This is a genomic window from Alkalihalobacillus sp. TS-13, from assembly GCF_019720915.1.
Classification (GTDB): domain Bacteria; phylum Bacillota; class Bacilli; order Bacillales; family Fictibacillaceae; genus Pseudalkalibacillus.
Genome location: NZ_JAHKSI010000001.1, coordinates 2,715,727 through 2,732,800 on the forward strand (window position 1 = coordinate 2,715,727; position 17,074 = coordinate 2,732,800).

17 protein-coding genes are annotated in these 17,074 nt (G+C 45.5%); 1 reads left to right on the top strand and 16 read right to left on the bottom strand.

The window, feature by feature from the left end; genetic code table 11:
• Nucleotides 1-115: 115 nt before the first annotated feature.
• Complete coding sequence (locus KOL94_RS13180; protein WP_221566862.1) at nucleotides 116-562, top strand: Gmad2 immunoglobulin-like domain-containing protein; 447 nt, start codon at nucleotides 116-118, stop codon at nucleotides 560-562.
• 540 nt (nucleotides 563-1,102) lie between these two features.
• On the opposite strand, the gene KOL94_RS13185 is transcribed toward KOL94_RS13180, so the two are convergent.
• From KOL94_RS13185 to KOL94_RS13265, 16 genes are all read right to left on the bottom strand, one after another.
• Nucleotides 1,103-1,957: a VOC family protein gene (locus KOL94_RS13185; RefSeq protein ID WP_221566863.1), complete on the bottom strand. Its 855-nt coding sequence runs from the start codon at nucleotides 1,955-1,957 to the stop codon at nucleotides 1,103-1,105.
• Between the two features lie 334 nt (nucleotides 1,958-2,291).
• Nucleotides 2,292-2,549 carry an HPr family phosphocarrier protein gene (locus KOL94_RS13190; protein WP_221566864.1) on the bottom strand — a complete coding sequence of 86 codons (258 nt, stop codon included), beginning with the start codon at nucleotides 2,547-2,549 and terminating at the stop codon, nucleotides 2,292-2,294.
• A gap of 114 nt (nucleotides 2,550-2,663) precedes the next feature.
• Complete coding sequence (whiA, locus tag KOL94_RS13195) at nucleotides 2,664-3,599, bottom strand: DNA-binding protein WhiA (RefSeq protein WP_221567715.1); 936 nt, start codon at nucleotides 3,597-3,599, stop codon at nucleotides 2,664-2,666.
• 36 nt (nucleotides 3,600-3,635) lie between these two features.
• Nucleotides 3,636-4,589, bottom strand: a complete 954-nt coding sequence (locus tag KOL94_RS13200) for a gluconeogenesis factor YvcK family protein (RefSeq protein WP_221566865.1) — start codon at nucleotides 4,587-4,589, stop codon at nucleotides 3,636-3,638.
• Nucleotides 4,573-5,472: an RNase adapter RapZ gene (gene rapZ, locus KOL94_RS13205; RefSeq protein WP_221566866.1), complete on the bottom strand. Its 900-nt coding sequence runs from the start codon at nucleotides 5,470-5,472 to the stop codon at nucleotides 4,573-4,575. The genes KOL94_RS13200 and rapZ overlap by 17 nt, the downstream gene beginning before the upstream one ends.
• A 93-nt stretch (nucleotides 5,473-5,565) precedes the next feature.
• The gene (locus tag KOL94_RS13210; protein WP_221567716.1) at nucleotides 5,566-6,024 is read right to left on the bottom strand and encodes an 8-oxo-dGTP diphosphatase; all 459 of its coding nucleotides are present in this window, start codon (nucleotides 6,022-6,024) and stop codon (nucleotides 5,566-5,568) included.
• Nucleotides 6,025-6,644: 620 nt separating this feature from the next.
• On the bottom strand, nucleotides 6,645-7,598 hold the full coding sequence (gene trxB / locus KOL94_RS13215) for a thioredoxin-disulfide reductase (RefSeq protein ID WP_221566867.1): 954 nt from the start codon (nucleotides 7,596-7,598) through the stop codon (nucleotides 6,645-6,647).
• Between the two features lie 437 nt (nucleotides 7,599-8,035).
• Nucleotides 8,036-9,649, bottom strand: a complete 1,614-nt coding sequence (locus KOL94_RS13225; RefSeq protein ID WP_221566868.1) for a tetratricopeptide repeat protein — start codon at nucleotides 9,647-9,649, stop codon at nucleotides 8,036-8,038.
• 338 nt (nucleotides 9,650-9,987) lie between these two features.
• A complete protein-coding gene (gene hisIE, locus KOL94_RS13230; protein ID WP_221566869.1) occupies nucleotides 9,988-10,644 on the bottom strand; it encodes a bifunctional phosphoribosyl-AMP cyclohydrolase/phosphoribosyl-ATP diphosphatase HisIE in 657 nt (218 codons plus the stop codon).
• Nucleotides 10,641-11,399 (bottom strand): imidazole glycerol phosphate synthase subunit HisF, encoded by a 759-nt coding sequence (gene hisF / locus KOL94_RS13235; RefSeq protein WP_221566870.1) that lies wholly within the window; start codon nucleotides 11,397-11,399, stop codon nucleotides 10,641-10,643. Before hisF ends, hisIE begins: the two co-directional genes overlap by 4 nt.
• Nucleotides 11,400-12,134, bottom strand: a complete 735-nt coding sequence (gene hisA / locus KOL94_RS13240) for a 1-(5-phosphoribosyl)-5-[(5-phosphoribosylamino)methylideneamino]imidazole-4-carboxamide isomerase (protein ID WP_221566871.1) — start codon at nucleotides 12,132-12,134, stop codon at nucleotides 11,400-11,402.
• Nucleotides 12,121-12,768 (bottom strand): imidazole glycerol phosphate synthase subunit HisH, encoded by a 648-nt coding sequence (gene hisH / locus KOL94_RS13245; protein WP_221566872.1) that lies wholly within the window; start codon nucleotides 12,766-12,768, stop codon nucleotides 12,121-12,123. The genes hisA and hisH overlap by 14 nt, the downstream gene beginning before the upstream one ends.
• A complete protein-coding gene (gene hisB / locus KOL94_RS13250; RefSeq protein WP_221566873.1) occupies nucleotides 12,769-13,359 on the bottom strand; it encodes an imidazoleglycerol-phosphate dehydratase HisB in 591 nt (196 codons plus the stop codon).
• 3 nt (nucleotides 13,360-13,362) lie between these two features.
• Complete coding sequence (gene hisD, locus KOL94_RS13255; protein ID WP_221566874.1) at nucleotides 13,363-14,631, bottom strand: histidinol dehydrogenase; 1,269 nt, start codon at nucleotides 14,629-14,631, stop codon at nucleotides 13,363-13,365.
• Nucleotides 14,628-15,248 carry an ATP phosphoribosyltransferase gene (hisG, locus tag KOL94_RS13260; RefSeq protein ID WP_221567717.1) on the bottom strand — a complete coding sequence of 207 codons (621 nt, stop codon included), beginning with the start codon at nucleotides 15,246-15,248 and terminating at the stop codon, nucleotides 14,628-14,630. Before hisG ends, hisD begins: the two co-directional genes overlap by 4 nt.
• Before the next feature lie 23 nt (nucleotides 15,249-15,271).
• Nucleotides 15,272-16,450, bottom strand: a complete 1,179-nt coding sequence (locus tag KOL94_RS13265; RefSeq protein WP_221566875.1) for an ATP phosphoribosyltransferase regulatory subunit — start codon at nucleotides 16,448-16,450, stop codon at nucleotides 15,272-15,274.
• Nucleotides 16,451-17,074: the final 624 nt, after the last annotated feature.

The following is a 17,074-nucleotide window of genomic DNA, read 5'->3' on the forward strand; positions in this document are numbered from 1 at the left end:
GCTCCGAAACTTTCGGGGCCAGTTTTTTTATTTCTAACAGTAGGCTTTCTCCTATCATGCACATAAACTGATAAAGAAGATTTGGTAACCCACTAATAAAAAAGGAGGAAGACAAATGAAGGTGTTCCTTATCCTGTTTTTCATAGCGATGTTAGGACTAGGAAGCTACTCATTCGGTGAGGATGTCGTTCAGGAACCTGATCAGACAGAGGGTTCGAATGACACATCAGGCAAAAATGAATCAGAGGATCTTATCGAAAATGAGGTTTTTAAAATTGCTTCACCTCTTCCGAATCAAACGGTGAATGAAGAGTTCGTTTTCAAAGGCAAAGCTAGAGTTTTCGAGGCGAATTTCCAATATGAACTGAAGGATGGTGAAACGGTTCTCGAGAGTGATTTTATCACAGCTTCTGAAGGGGCACCTGGCTGGGGGGACTTCGAGCGAGTCATCACCGTTCCTGAAACCGTCGATTCGAAATTGATTTTAAAAGTCTTCGTTTCTAGCGCAAAGGACGGGTCAGAAATAAACGTTTTAGAAATTCCTCTAAAACCGAAGCTTTGACTGGCAATGAGGACAATGCTTAGGTGAACGATTAAGTTTAAATCCAGATGGTCGGGAAGCTTTTCCACACACCTGGCAATACGAGCGCCCTTGATAAGCACGCCCCGTCCGGATCCGAAAATAGAACAACAGCCCAAGAATCAAAAAGAAAATCACCCATGCAAACGTAACCACCATAAACCCCTCCACTCTCGTTTTTAACCTTGACTCGCACACATTATATTTCAAGGATACCAGAAATAGGAGTGCAGGAACGGAAGAAATAGACCCATTTAGTCCGAAATAGCTCTGGATTCGTACAGTGTTCCCATCTTTTCCCCTTCTCCTGACCGTATGAACTCTTTATTGAGACAGTATCTCGCTTTTTTTACCTGCTCCTGTCTGAATTAGCCTTGTATTGGGACAGTGAGACGCCTTTTTCACCTATTCCTGTCCCAATAAGCTCTGAATTGAGACAGTCCCATGCCTTTTTCACGAGTTCCTGTACGAATAATGGCTGAATCTAAACGAATTAAAAAACATCAGCCCGGGAGCTGATGTTCATGATACGACAAGCTGTATACGGTTGCCTGATGGATCTTCTGTGAAAACCAGCTGGTCATCTTTGTCAACCTTGTAACCTAAAGCATGTAATCGTACGGCTGTATCCATCAGTTGACGTTCACTTGGAAAAACGATCGTGTACCATTTCATCCCCACTTCATTTTCTTGAGGACGAGGTGCACCCGTTCCATTCCATGTGTTAAGGCCGACATGGTGATGATAACCACCTGAAGCAACAAATAAAGCTTGATGGCGGAACGGCACCGTGATATCGAAACCGAGACCATCCACATAAAATTGCTTCGCTCGTTCGAGATCGTTGACATGAAGATGGATGTGTCCGATCACAGTGTCAGCAGGCAATCCATCCCTCGTTTTTGTATATGCCGTCTTTAGCAAATCTTCCATATCTAGAGGATCACTGACAAACGGCAATTCCCCATCATTCCATGTCCATTGATCGGCAGGACGGTCTGTATAGATTTCAACCCCATTTCCATCTGGATCAGCCAAATAAAGTGCTTCACTGAACAGATGATCGGAACCACCTTGCAAAGGATACCGTTTGTCTATGAGTCTTTTTAAGGATGCACCTAGATCTTCTCTTGTTGGCAGCAAGATTGCAAAATGGTAAAGCCCCGTCGCCCTTCTCTGCTTCGGCTCGGCGTCCTTCTTTTCCTTAAGTGTAATGAGCGGATTTTTACCATTTGCAGTTAATGAGACAAGTCCGTCTTTTTCCTCTAAAACTGAAAACCCTAAGTGATTCGTATAAAAGTCGATTGACCGCTTTAAATCTGACACAGCCAAATGGACAAGCCTAACGTAAATGTTTGAATGACGATGAAATTTCATACCCGTATCCTCCTTAGATCTATTTCGCTTACTTTTTGTAAGTTATTAATTATACTATATCATTACTTTTCACAACTTACAATAAGTAAGTATAGTTTGATTACAGGCTATGTTTTGTTGATTTTTGCGAGATTCACTCCTTTTCCGCGGGCGATCCGCGAGCCTCCTCACGAGTTCTTCGCTGCGGGGTCTCGCATGGACCGCTTTTCCCGCAGGAGTGTAAGTAAATTTCACTTCAATCAAACATAGTTAGATAGCAACAGTATGATTTAATAAAGCCGGATCACAAAAAAACACCGTCTCCATTTATTAAGACAGTGTTTTTATGTAAAACCTATTCTGCTGTTGTGATATATCTTTCTAGCGCATTCAGTGCTTCTTCTTCATCTTTTCCGTCTGTGACGATCGTCACCTTTGAACCTGATCCTACAGCCAGGCTCATGATGCCCATGATGCTTTTCGCATTCACTTTCTTTCCCTCTTTCTCTAAAAATACATCTGAGGTAAAACGATTTGCTTCTTGGACAAACAGTGCAGCAGGACGGGCCTGCAAGCCGGTTTTCAATTCAACCGTCAATTCTTTTTCTAACAATGGATCATTCCTCCTTGTACATTCTCTATATAGAATTTATATATCGACACTCAAGAATAAATGTAAGAAATTTTTGAAAGCGTTCTCTTAGACTCTAAAAGAAAAACGCCGGACTTACAATTGTCCCTGGCGTATTTTATTGGCCAATTCATCCAGCTTCCGTAACCGGTGATTGATTCCCGATTTACTGATTGGACCAGAGGTGACGAGATCTCCAAGCTCTTGTAACGTCACATCCTGATACTTTACCCGAAGTTCAGCGATTTCACGAAGTTTGTCCGGAAGTTTTTCCAACCCGACTTCTCGCTCGATCAAGCGGATATTCTCCACTTGACGCATCGATGCACCGACGGTTTTATTCAGATTCGCTGTTTCGCAGTTTACGAGACGATTGACTGAATTCCGCATATCTTTCATGATCCGGACATCTTCAAAATACAACAATGCATTATGAGCGCCGATCAAGGTGAGGAATTCGGAAATCTTTTCTCCTTCTTTCAAGTAGATGATGAATCCTTTTTTCCGTTCTAACATTTTAGCATTCAACTCGAAAGAATTCATCAATTCAAGTAAAGATTGTGTATGTTCTTCATACATCGAGAAGATTTCTAAATGATAGGAGGTCTCTGGATGGTTCAAGGATCCGCCAGCGAGGAAAGCACCTCTTAAATAAGACCGCTTGCAGCAGCTTTTCTTTGTGATATCTTTCGAAACGACCCGCTTGAATGAAAACCCTTCCCCCATGATATCCAGTTCATTCAATATCGCTCTCGAATCTTGTTTGATCCGAACGATGTAGACGTTATTTTTCTTCAATCTCATTTTTTTACGGACAAGCAACTCGGCTGGATAGCCATATAACTGTTTAATCAAAGTATAAATCCTACGTGCTATCGCAGCATTTTCAGTCGGTATATCCAGGATGATTTCTTTGTTCGCTAACGAGAGCGATCCGTTCATCCGGATCAATGCCGAGAGCTCAGCTTTTGAACAGCACTTTTTCAGTTCTTGCTTCGTCAATTCTTTCTTTGTATCTGACGCAAAGGACACCATGTACACCCCCTCTTGTTTTCCAGTTCTGGGGTTCTATTTTGAAACTACATCTAAAATGATTTCTGAAACACGTTTTGCATCATGCCTGATCAGCGAATCATTGTATTGCACTATTTTATCACTGATCACATCAAAGCCAAAGGATTTTAACCTCGCCTCATCATATTCGACAGGCTCTCCACCTTCTGCTTCATATTTCGTCAACACATCAGCCGGCACTTTATCATTATTGACAATTATCGTATCAATTATCTGCTGACCGATGTGGGCAATGAGAATATTTACGTGATCGGAAGCGGTGAAGTGATCTGTCTCGCCAGGCTGGGTCATCACGTTGCATATATAGACGCTTTTCGCTGCCGATTTCTTGATCTCTTCAGTAATCCCTGGTACGAGCAAGCTCGGCAGAATACTCGTATAGAGGCTTCCCGGACCTATAAGGATGAGGTCCGCATCACGGATCGCTCGTAAACTCTCATCCAGCGGTTTGACTGTATCCGGCGTCAAAAAGACACGCACGATCTTTTTCCCTGTATGCGGTATTTTCGACTCACCTGACACGATCGTTCCATCGTTCATCTCTGCATTCAAAATGACACGATGATCGGATGCCGGAAGTACCTTTCCTCGTACGTTCAAAACCTTGGACAGCTCCCGGATCCCTGTTACGAAGTTGCCGGTGATATCTGACATTGCAGCCAACAAAAGATTTCCTAACGAGTGCCCAGACAAGCCATTTCCGTTTGTGAATCGATGCTGGAACAATTGCTCGACAAGAGGCTCCACTTCCGAAAGCGCGGCTAGCACATTCCGGATATCCCCTGGAGGTATGATATCGAGCTCTTCCCTTAATCTCCCTGAACTCCCGCCATCATCAGCAACCGTTACGATCGCTGTTATATCGACGGGGAATTTCTTTAACCCTCTCAACAGGACTGACAATCCTGTTCCCCCGCCGAAAACGACTATTTTAGGCCTTTGATTCAACTTCAGGTACCTTTTTATCTTTCTTGATATCACGATGGCTGCTATGGACGTGATATTCTTTACTCAAATAATCCTTCAGGTGTTCAGCAAGGGTGACTGAACGATGCTTCCCGCCCGTACATCCGACTGCGATCACTAGCTGGCTTTTTCCTTCCCGTTTGTAATGCGGGATGATGAAGTCCAGCAATCCTGTCAGCTTTTCGATGAACTTCTGTGTTTCTGACCATTTAAGCACATAGGAAGATACCTCTTCTTCCAATCCTGTTTTTGGTCGCATATGCTCGATATAATGAGGGTTCGGCAAGAAACGCACATCGAACACTAGGTCTGCATCGATCGGCATTCCGTATTTGAAACCAAACGACAAAACATTGATCGTGAACGGATGTGATTCATTTGTTATATATCGTTCAATGATATTTTCCCGAAGCTGTTTCGGCTTCATATCAGTCGTATCTAAAATCTTCTGGGCTCTGCCTTTAAGCTCTTCCAGCAATTCTCTTTCGTTTTTGATTCCGTCTAGCGGCAATCCGTCCGGCGCAAGCGGATGTGAGCGTCTCGTCTCTTTGTATCGCTGAACAAGTGTCGCATCTGCTGCATCCAAAAACAGAATATGCGGCTTTATGACTGAGGAATCGGACATTTCATCGATTGTCTCAAATAATTGATCAAAAAATTCCCGTCCCCGTAAATCCATGACGAGCGCTACTTTCGTCAGTTTTCCTGTGGAATCTTCCATCAGTTCGACGAATTTTGGCAGCAGCGCAGGAGGCAGGTTATCGACACAGAAATAGCCAAGGTCCTCGAAGCTTTGCATCGCTACAGTTTTTCCAGCTCCAGACATTCCTGTGATGATGACCATTTTGAATTCTTGTTGTTCCATCTATACCCCGCCTTTCCATTATAATCTGTGTCCAAAGGTATGATCCAACCCTGTGTGTAGATCAAAAAACCTATATGTCGTGGACAACCTTTATTAAGATGGATCTAATCGATAACTGAGCAGTTTGAAATCTGGTGTATACGTAAACGTTCCGATGATCATCCCGTTGCCTGTCATCATATAATCGTGGATATGATGATCGCCCGGAGCCATCGGTAAGTCTGATATCTCTTCTTTCGGTTTCCAGGCTAATTTCCCTTCCTCCGATTCGGATAGCACTTCACCTTCATAATCAGTCGCATAGAAAGTGAACATCATCCACTCTTCTACAATCTGCTCTTCTTCTTTAATGATAAAGTTGAAAACACCTTTTAACTTTGGATTCATTAGATAAAGACCAGTTTCTTCCCGGTACTCTCGGATAACCGCATCCTTGATGGTCTCTTCAGACTCCATTTTTCCACCGGGGGCTACCCACCACCCGCGACGAGGTTTTTGAAGCACTAAGATTTGATTATCTTTTTCGAGTACACAATTCGTCACTCGTTGCACATGATTCACCTCTTCTCTCAATTATACTACGTTTTCAAGCACGCCAACAATTCTATTCCTAGTTTATGTAATCAGTTAGGTTTATTAAACAATTGATGAATATACATTTATTCAATGGTCCAGTATCTTTAATTTTCGATAGCACAAGCTTAATTCCTTTGAGATTCTTACATGTTTGATGGCAGGAATGTGACACTTCAGCTGAAAAAGCATTTGGTATTTCCGTTCACCTGTCCGTATGAAGCGTTCATAGAGCAACTCCAGCCGCTTTTTCGCGCTCGACTGTCCGTATGAAGCGTTCATAGAGCAACTCCAGCCGCTTTTTCGCGCTCGACTGTCCGTATGAAGCATTCATAGAGCAACTCCAGCTTACTCCGGGAGCTTGTTTTTATACCTTTTAACCTGAATAAAGCTACTTTCCTTTTGGAGAAGGAGTAAAATGCGCCTTAAAAATACAAAAAAAGAGCACGGAACCAAAAGTCCCGTGCACAAAAATAAGAAATTTATTAAAAGGGGGTCAATTTCTTAATTGTATAATAACCTACCAATATTTCACGGTTGTTACAAAATGGTTAAAACCGAATTACTTTTTCTGGATAAAGAAAAATTCAGCTTGTTTTTTACGAATTTACACTCAATTTTTCCATAAGTTCTTCAACATAATGCTGGGCACTTTGTGCAGCAATACTACCGTCGCCAGTCGCTGTAACGATCTGACGCAACGTTTTTTCACGGATATCTCCAGCTGCAAAGATTCCAGGAATTTTCGTTTCCATTTCAGAATTGGTCTCAACGTAACCATTTTCGTTCGTGATTCCAAGGTCTTTGATTGCTTCATTCAATGGAATCATGCCGATATAGATGAAGACGCCATCCGTTTTGAATTCGCGCTCTCCACCGTCTTCAGTGCTTACTAGTGTCACACTGCCGACTTTGTTATTATCAGCGTTTATCTCTTTTACTGTATGGTTCCAGATGAAATCGATCTTCTCGTTATCGAACGCACGGTCTTGTAAAATTTTCTGTGCACGCAGTTTATCGCGACGGTGTACGATGGTAACTTTTGAAGCAAAGCGCGTCAGATAGACCCCTTCTTCAACAGCGGAGTCCCCGCCACCTACGACGACAAGTTCTTTGTTTTTGAAGAAGGCACCATCACAGACTGCACAGTAGGATACACCACGTCCGCTAAGTTCTTTCTCACCAGGAATGCCTAGTTTTTTGTATTCTGCACCTGTTCCGATGATGATCGAGCGGGCTTTATATTCCTTACCGCCGCCAGCTTTTACCGTCTTGTATTCTTCACCGTCGATGATTTCCTTCACGTCGCCATATTCATATTCAGCCCCGAATTTTTTAGCGTGCTCGAACATCTTATTCGATAGATCCGGTCCTAGAATATGGTCGTATCCAGGATAGTTCTCGACATCTTCTGTGTTTGCCATTTGACCGCCTGGAATTCCGCGTTCAATCATCAATGTGCTCAAATTAGCACGTGAAGTATATACAGCAGCTGTAAGTCCAGCAGGACCTGCACCTGCAATGATTACGTCATAAATTTTTTCTTCAGACATGCTCTCCACTCCTTTTCCGAAAACCAATTTACAGTTAGTTTGAACGAATATTCGTCTTCTTATTAGATATCGTATTAAAGCAACGCCTTAACGTCTAATATAATGCTCAGAGAGGGAGACCGTGCCTGGCACCAAAAACGAACCTTACTCTCCCAAGAGGTTTCAGATGGTGCCTGGCACCGAAAATGGGCCTTACTCCCACAAGGGGTTTCAGACCGTGCCTGGCACCGAAAATGAGCCTTACTCCGACAAGGGGTTTCAGACCGTACCTGGCACCGAAATTGAGCCTTACTCCCACACGGGGTTTCAGATGGTGCCTGGCACGGAAATTGAGCCTTACTCCCACAAGAGGTTTTAGATGGTGCCTGGCACCGTCATCCGCCATCAAACAGCTGGACCGCCACTCACCGCAATTCCGTCATCAACGTCAGCCGTCATTATGGTTTTATGGCTTGGCGGTGGTGGAGGATTTTCAGTGTTTTAACGTATTTTTGAAGGGTTGAGGCTGAAATCCCGAATTTCTCAGCGACACTTTTTTGTGTTGTCTTCTTCTCTTGAAGCTGATCAGCCATATATGTCACTGCTGCTGCCCAGGCTGTCGGATTGGCGATCGACAGGGATCCTTCCCTAGCTTCATTGATCAAGAGATGCCACAGAAATGCCGTGTCTGAATCAAGTTCCTCTCGTAAGTTCAAGACATTTTCAAGAATTACTAAGCCTTTTTCCATATCCTCCGATGGTTGATCGAGCTGCTCGATGCCGCTATCCTTATGAATTTGCACAGATTCATATCCACGTTCAAACAAGATTGTCGCAGCAAGCTCCTTCATGATTGCCGGCTCATTCTCTTCCGCACAGAATGTCTCAAGCGTCGCTGTCGTGTCTTCATCGTCCCACTTACGGATCAACAACAAATGAGACAGTTTATTTTTATGGATCGTACTTCTGAGCTTCTTAATCCGTTCTGACAACTCATTTGGATCCTGCAGATTATTCAAGGGTATAGTATATTGGTATTCAGCTTCCTCAGAATCGAGAGTGTTATCCCGCAACTTTTCTAAATAATACGTGGCGACCGTACTGTCCGCATCCAGATCAAGGACCTTCTCCCACGCTTTTTCAGCAGATTGGACCCGTCCTGTTTTGAATGAAGCGACAGCAAGCCAATGGAAAAACGTCACATTCCATGCGTAGCCATGAGAACGCACTGAATTCAGCCATGTGAAAGCAAGCTCGTCCTCCTCTAAAAGTGCGAACGTGCTACCAAGCTTATAGCGATGTTCCGGAATGATCGGATGGATCACCTTCAAGCAATCGAGGAACCGGTCAAGTTCCTTTTGCTGGTACAGTTGTTTGTAAAAAAGAGCAACATTACAAAGCGCATGGAGATTCCCGGGATTTTTACCGAGAACATCATCAAGCACCGAGAACGCTTCGTCATATTCACCTAGATAAAAATGAGCGAGGGCCAGGTTGTTATATGCAGCCCAAAATTCCGGGTGTGCGTCGACCATCTCTTTCAACAAATTCCGCGCACCAGAAAAATCACCTTTCTCAAGGCTTCGACGTGCTTTTTCATGTTTTACGATCAGCTTTTCTTCGGACGAATGCTTTTCTAAATCTTCCCCAAACTCGGTATGTATCAAATCAAGTAATTCCTCAGAATCCTCGTAGAATTCACCGTTCGGATCATTCTCCATATAGCGTACCGCTTCACTTTCAGCCTCCCGGAACATGCCGAGATGTGCGTAGTTATTCGCCATGAAGTAGTAGCATTCCGATATGTCTGCGTCGATTTCACTCACGATATATTCAAGCAAGTCATTCGATTCGATGAAATCACCAAGTTCAGCTAATGTTGCTGCAAGCTGACACAAGTAAGTCGGTTCCTTCGGCTCGACCTCGACTGCTTTTTCAAATAGCTGTTTCGCTTTGATCAAGTCTTTCTTCTGATATGCTTTAAGACCACGTTGAAAATAATACTCTCCACTTCTAGCAAAAGGAATGACATTACCCCTTGCTTCTTGTGGAGTGTGCTGGTTAACCTTCATTTAATTCAATCACCCGTTCTCTGAAACTATCCATCGAAAGTATAACACACCCTCACTCTGTCGAACACAGCAAATCAAGAGTTTTCAATAAACGGAAAATTCACGTAAAACGTCGACCAGTTACGTTTTGTAGGTAAATTCTCATTTTTGTAGATCACTTTCCATTTTTGTAGGCAATCCTGAATTTTTGTAGTTTACCCTTTGATTTTTGTAGATAAATCCTTCACGAGTGGCGGGTGAATCGTTTCAATCTCGTTCATAGAGTAATGAAATACGCAGATTGAACCATCTTTTCGACGAATTTTCTTAAAATAGACCTAAAAAAAACGAAAAGGAGCCTATTCCTTTTCGTTCTTCTTCGTATGTCGTTCTTCCAACACGCCTAAAACCTCACTAAGTGGTAAATCCTGTTCACGCAGCAGTACCATCAGATGATAAAGCAAATCCGCCGACTCCCAGGAAAGCTCTTCCTTGTCTCGGTTTTTCGCCGCGATGATCACCTCTGACGCTTCCTCACCGACTTTTTTAAGGATTTTATCGATGCCTTCTTCAAACAGGTAAGTCGTGTAGGAGCCTTCCGGACGAGTGCGCTCCCGTTCAGCGATCAACTGCTCAAGCTCTGAAAGGATCGCCAGCTTCCCCACACCCGCCGACACATCAACCTGACCCTCATCACCTTCAAAAAGCGAGTCGTCAAAGCAACTGAACGTCCCTTTGTGGCAGGCAGGCCCCTTCGGCTTCACCAGCACGACGAGCGCATCTTGATCGCAATCGTAACGGATATCGGTGATCGTCTGCGTGTTCCCTGAGGTTTCACCTTTATGCCACAGCTCCTGCCTTGAACGGCTGAAGAACCAGGTTTCCTTCGTTTCAAGCGATTTTTGCAACGATTCCTCGTTCATATAAGCGAGGGTCAGTACTTCCTTGCTCTCGACATCCTGGACGACTGCCGGAATCAAGCCTTTTTCATCAAAACGTAATTCACTGATCTTCATCGGACATTCACCCCTTGCTGTCTCAAATGATCTTTTACTGCTGCGATTGATGTTTCTTTATAGTGGAAAATTGAAGCCGCTAAAGCTGCGTCCGCATCGGCTTCAACAAAAACCTCATGAAAATGCTCGGCAGATCCTGCTCCGCCTGACGCGATCACCGGAACTGTCACCGCATCCCGGACAGCCTTCGTCAACTCGATATGGAAGCCGGATTTTTCGCCATCACGGTCCATACTTGTGAGCAGCAACTCTCCGGCGCCTCGTTTTACAGCTTCCTTCGCCCAGTCGATCACTTCCCAATCCGTTGAACGCTGGCCGCCATTCGTGTACACACGCCATGATCCGAGCTCCTCATCATAACGAGCATCAATCGCCACGACAATGCATTGCGAGCCGAAGTATTCCGATCCGAGCGTGATCAAGTCTGGATTTTTGACAGCTGCTGTATTCAAGGAAACCTTGTCAGCTCCAGCCCGCAGCACCCTTTTGATATCCTCCAGAGAATTGATGCCGCCCCCCACTGTAAAAGGGATCGCTAGCGTCGCAGCCACCTGTTCAACCAGGTCGATGATCACGTTCCGACGTTCATTGGAAGCGGAAATATCGAGGAAAACCAATTCATCCGCGCCTTGCTCATCGTACGCCTTCGCAAGTTCGACGGGGTCCCCCGCATCTATGATATTGACAAACTGTATGCCTTTTACGACCCGTCCATCCTTCACGTCCAGACAGGGTACAATCCGTTTCGTTAACATCTATTGACCTACCTTTTCTAGTGCTTCTGAAAGAGTGAAACGCTCCGTATACAGCGCCTTCCCTACAATCGCACCTTCGATTCCATCCTTCTGCCGTCCAGCCAAAACCTGAAGATCGTCCAGAGAGCTGACGCCTCCAGAGGCAATCACCTCAGCGCCTGATTCCTTCGCAAGCTCCGCGATCGCTTCGACATTCGGGCCTTCGAGCGTTCCATCACGTGAAATATCGGTAAAAATGAAGTGCCGGGCTCCAGTAGCAGCAAGGTCCTTCGCAAGTTCGACAGCCTTCACTTCCGAGTTGTCGATCCAGCCTTCTGTCGCCACATAACCATCACGGGCATCGAGTCCGATCGCGATCCGCTCCCCGTATTTCTGCAGCATCTCCTTCGTGAATGCTGGATTTTTAACCGCGACACTCCCTAAAATAACTCGGTCCACACCATTTTTCAAATAAAACTCAATATCCTCTTCGGACCGGATCCCACCGCCGACCTGCACCTTCACATCAAGATCGGAGGCCACCTGAAGGACATGCTTGTGGTTCACTTTTTCCGCAGATTTAGCACCGTCCAAGTCGACCATATGGATCCAACTCGCACCCTGCTCCGCAAAATGCTTCGCCATCTCAAACGGGGAGTCGCCATAGACGGTCTCCTGATCATAATCCCCCTGAAAAAGCCGTACGCATTTGCCGCCACGCATATCAATCGCTGGATACAGTTCAAATCGCTTCATCCTTCTGCCTCCTCTCCACATAATCACCGAAGTTTTTCAGAATTTCCATGCCAGCATCGCTGCTTTTTTCCGGATGGAATTGCGCTCCGAAAATATGGCCGCGGCCAACGACAGCCGGAACCTCTTCAAAATAGTCAGCCGTTGCAAGCAACACAGTTCTGTCCTCCGTCTGCACCAAAAACGAATGCACGAAATAGACGAAGTCCGTTTTAAGATTCTGCAATAAAGGAGAATCAGGCTGTTGGATGATCATCCGATTCCATCCCATGTGCGGCACCTTATATGTAGTCCCATCAGCCGTAATTCCCGGAAAGCGCACAACACGTCCAGGTAGAAGACCGAGCCCATCCGTCAATCCGTTCTCTTCACTTTCCTCGAATAAAAGCTGCATGCCGAGACAAATTCCGAAAAGCGGCTTCCCGGCTCCCACCTCGTCAACAATGAACTGTGCCATCCCGTCTTTATTCAATGCATGCATCGCATCTTTAAAAGCACCTACACCCGGCAGCAGCAACGCATCCGCCGTAGCTAGCTCTTCCTTTCGCTCTGAGATGAAATGATCGATTTCCAATCGTTTCAGCGCATTTTGTACCGAGTGGAGGTTTCCCATTCCATAATCGACAATCCCGATCATTTACAGCATTCCTTTCGTTGAGGGCACGCCTTTCACCCTTGGATCGATCTGAGTAGCTTCATCCAGCGCCCGTCCCAGTGCCTTGAAGATCGCTTCGACGATATGGTGCGTGTTCGATCCTTGATGGACGATCACATGTAGGTTCATCCGCGCTTCAAGGGCAAGCTTCGATAAAAACTCGTGCACAAGCTCCGTGTCGAAAGTGCCGAGTTTTGCAGATGGAAGAGCCGCTTTCAACTCCAAGTGCGGCCGGTTGCTCAAGTCGATGACAACCTGCGCTAACGCTTCATCCATCGGTACGATTGCATTTCCGTACCTGCGGATTCCTTTTTTATCTCCAAGTGCTTCGATCAGGGCTTGTCCTAAACAGATGCCGATGTCCTCTGTCGTATGATGATCGTCAATCTCCGTATCGCCTTCCGCATCGACCTTCAGATCAAATAACCCATGACGGGTCCAAAGATCGAGCATATGATTCAAAAACGGGACAGGAGACTGGATGTCCGAATGCCCTTCTCCGTCAATCTGGAGGCTTAGCCTGATGTTGGTTTCATTCGTCTTTCGTGAAATTTCCGCATTCCGCTCTGTCATTTCTCACTCTTCCTCCAATCGGTAATCGATCGCTCGCGCATGGGCTTCCAACCCTTCAATTCGAGCTAGTTTACTAATCTTTCGGCCGTTTTCGAATAAAGCGTCGGTCCCATATGAAATGATGCTTGATTTTTTCGTATAATCATCGACACTCAACGGGCTTGAAAAACGGGCTGTGCCGCTTGTCGGGAGCACGTGGTTCGGTCCTGCGAAATAGTCCCCGATCGGCTCCGAACTGTTTTTTCCAAGAAAAATCGCTCCCGCATGCCGGATCTGTCCGAGCAGTTCGAACGGCTCATAGGCGACGATCTCAAGATGTTCCGGGGCGAGCTCGTTGACAGCCGCAATCGCTTCTTCTTCCGTATTCGCAACATAAATGACGCCATTGCTGATTACAGACGCTTCTGCAATCGCTTTACGCGGAAGACTTTCAAGCTGGCGGATCACTTCCTTCGATGTCTCTTCCGCCACTTCGACCGACGTCGTCACAAGAATCGCAGACGCCATCTGATCATGCTCTGCCTGGGACAAAAGATCTGCCGCCAGATGGACCGGATTCGCCGTATCATCCGCATAGATGAGGATTTCACTCGGTCCTGCAATCATATCGATGCCGACTTGGCCAAAAACTTCCCGCTTCGCCAAAGCGACATAAATATTCCCTGGTCCCACGATTTTATCGACAGGGGCAACCGAGTCTGTTCCGAACGCCAACGCTCCGATCGCCTGGGCGCCTCCTACTTTATAAATCTCGTTGACACCACTCTCATTTGCAGCTACCAATACACTTGCCGGAAGCGTCCCATCCGGGCGAGGAGGTGTCGTCATCGCAATTCTCCCAACACCTGCTACCTTCGCCGGAATCGCCCCCATAAGGACGGATGAAGGATATTCGGCCGTACCGCCTGGAACATAGACACCCACTGAATCCAGCGGTGTGATTTTCTGTCCAAGAACCGAACCGTCATCGTTCGTCATCATCCATGATTCACGGACTTGTTTTTTATGATAGACCTTTATATTCCGCGCAGCCTCCTGGATGATTTCAATCACTTCTTCATCCAGTGATTCATAAGCCTTTTCAATCTCGATCTTCGTCACCTTCAACGAGTCAAGTTCAGCTCCGTCAAATTTCTTCGTCAATTCGAAAAGAGCCTTGTCCCCATCCGACTTCACTTGTTCTAGGATCCCAAGCACAGCCTGCCTTTGTTCTTCAGTCCCTTGATTCAGTTGCTTTCGAGGCACAGTCCCCTTCAATTGCTGGATTTTCATCGCGCGATCTCCTCCCCTTCAATGACCTTTTCCAACCGACTCACCATCTCATCGATCGCATCTGCTTTGATTCGGTAACTGACTGGGTTGACGATGAACCGCGATGTAATATCGAGGATCCATTCCGTTTCAACAAGTCCGTTCTCTTTCAATGTCCGGCCGGTCGAAACGATATCAACGATCCGATCTGCCAGACCGATCAACGGGGCCAATTCAATCGACCCGTTCAGCTTGATGATCTCGACCTGCTTACCCTGGCTTCTGAAATAATTCGAAGCGACATTCGGATATTTCGTTGCGATTTTCGGTGCGACGGTATCCAGGTCTGTATCCGGAAGCCCTGCAACCGCCAGATGACAACGGGAAATCCCTAAATCCAGCACTTCATAAACATCCCGCTTTTCTTCAAGCATGACGTCCTTTCCTGCGATCCCGACATCTGCGACACCATGCTCCACATAAGTTGGAACATCCATCGGTTTCGCCAATATAAAACGCAAATCCGCCTCTTCGATCTCAAGGATCAGTTTGCGTGAATCCTCGAACTCAGGTGGAAGAGTGTATTCGGCTTCACGAAGCAACTGGACAGCCTCCTCAAAGATCCGCCCCTTCGGCATTGCAATCGTCAATGTAGATGAACTCACTGCTCTCCCCCCTCTTCTTTTCCAAGATAATATGTGACATTTGAAAATTGTCCGGTAAACACATCAAGACTCTCGATGCCTTTGATGTCCTGGACAACGACTGTTTCACCCTGGTCTCTCAGCTTCTTTCCGAAGGCATAGGCATCCTTCCGCTGGCCTTCTGAAAACACAACGCAATGCGTGAAGGCTTTCGTTTCTACTGGTCTGATCGCTTCCATCAAGTAATCAAGATGGATTCCAAACCCGGTCGCTTTTGCTTCTTTATCGAATTTTGCGAGGAGCGCATCATAACGTCCCCCGTTGCTGATCGGAGAACCAAGTTCAGGGGCATATCCTTCAAAAACCACACCTGTGTAATAGGTCATGTGGCTGACTAATGTGAGATCAAGTGTTGCAATGTCATTGACACCGTATGCTTTCAGACAATCACGCAAAGCATGGAGTTCTTCAATCGCCTCATAACCCCGGGTAGATGTGATTAATTTTTCTGCATCCTCCAGCTTGTTCCCCCCTCTCAGGTGGAGGAAGTCGAGAAGACGTTTCTGGTCGATCGATGACAACGGCAGCTTCTTCACATGCTGTTTGTATCCTACGTAATTTTTCTCGTATAAAAAACGTTTCAGCGTTTCGACACGCTGGTCCGTTCCGAGAATCTCCTTGAATAACGCATCCACATAGCCAAGGTGACCGACAGCGACCTGAAAATTTTCAAGACCGACATTTTCGATCGTCTCGATCATCAACGCGATCACTTCTCCATCGGCACTTGTCGAGCCATCCCCGATCAATTCAATACCGAATTGTTCAAACTCTGAAGGACGTCCTCCCTCCTGCTGTTGGGCACGGAACACATTCGCTGAATAAGCGATGCGCATCGGCTGGGATTCATTTTGCAGCGTTGACGATGCCACCCGCGCGATCGGAGCTGTCATATCCGGTCTCAACACAAGGGTCTTCCCCTCTTGATCGAGCAATTTGAATAGCTGCTGCTCCAAAGTTGCAGAAGCTTCCCCTACAGTATCGTAATATTCGACCGTCGGCGTCTGCATGAACCGGTATCCCCATTTCTGGACAGCTTGTTCCATCGCAGCCCGGCTTGCTGATTTGATCTCATACAGGTTCGGTAACGTATCCCGCATGCCTAAAGGTTTTTCAAACACTAATGGTTTCGTCACAACATTCACTCTCCGAATCGACCTATTTAAAAATCATTGATTGAATAAATTGGCTATGTTAACTAATACTGTTGATTTCTGACAACGTTTATTGAAGTGAAATTTGCGACACTCCTGCGGGAAAAGCGATCCTGACGAGACCCCGCCCTTTTTAAAAGGATCTTCGACTATAATAATGAACTTCGACTAAATACCACCACGTCCTATGGTGAACGTCGAAGCCAGTACTTCCTGTGCAAGTGAGGAGGCTCGTGGATTGCCCGCGGAAGGTAGTGAATTTCGTGAAAATCAACATATAGCCAATAATTTTAAAAAATAAGTATTTTTTAAGTTGAAAATTAGTTATTCTAAATTTCTGTTTCAAAATCCTTTAGTTCGCTAATTTACTAACAAGATAAAGGTATAATAAGTAGTCTAACTTTCTTACAAAAACACGTCAACCGAAAATTTTTTATCTGACGTTTTATCTTTACCCTATTTATTCCTTCTTAAATAGTTGTAGTCCAAAAACTTGACTCTTGCTCAAGGTACTTCTTATATTCGGGAGTAACATAAGATAAAATGAATACAATATAGCTTATAAGTTACTCTAGCTATACCCCAACTTCTCGCAAATTACATAAG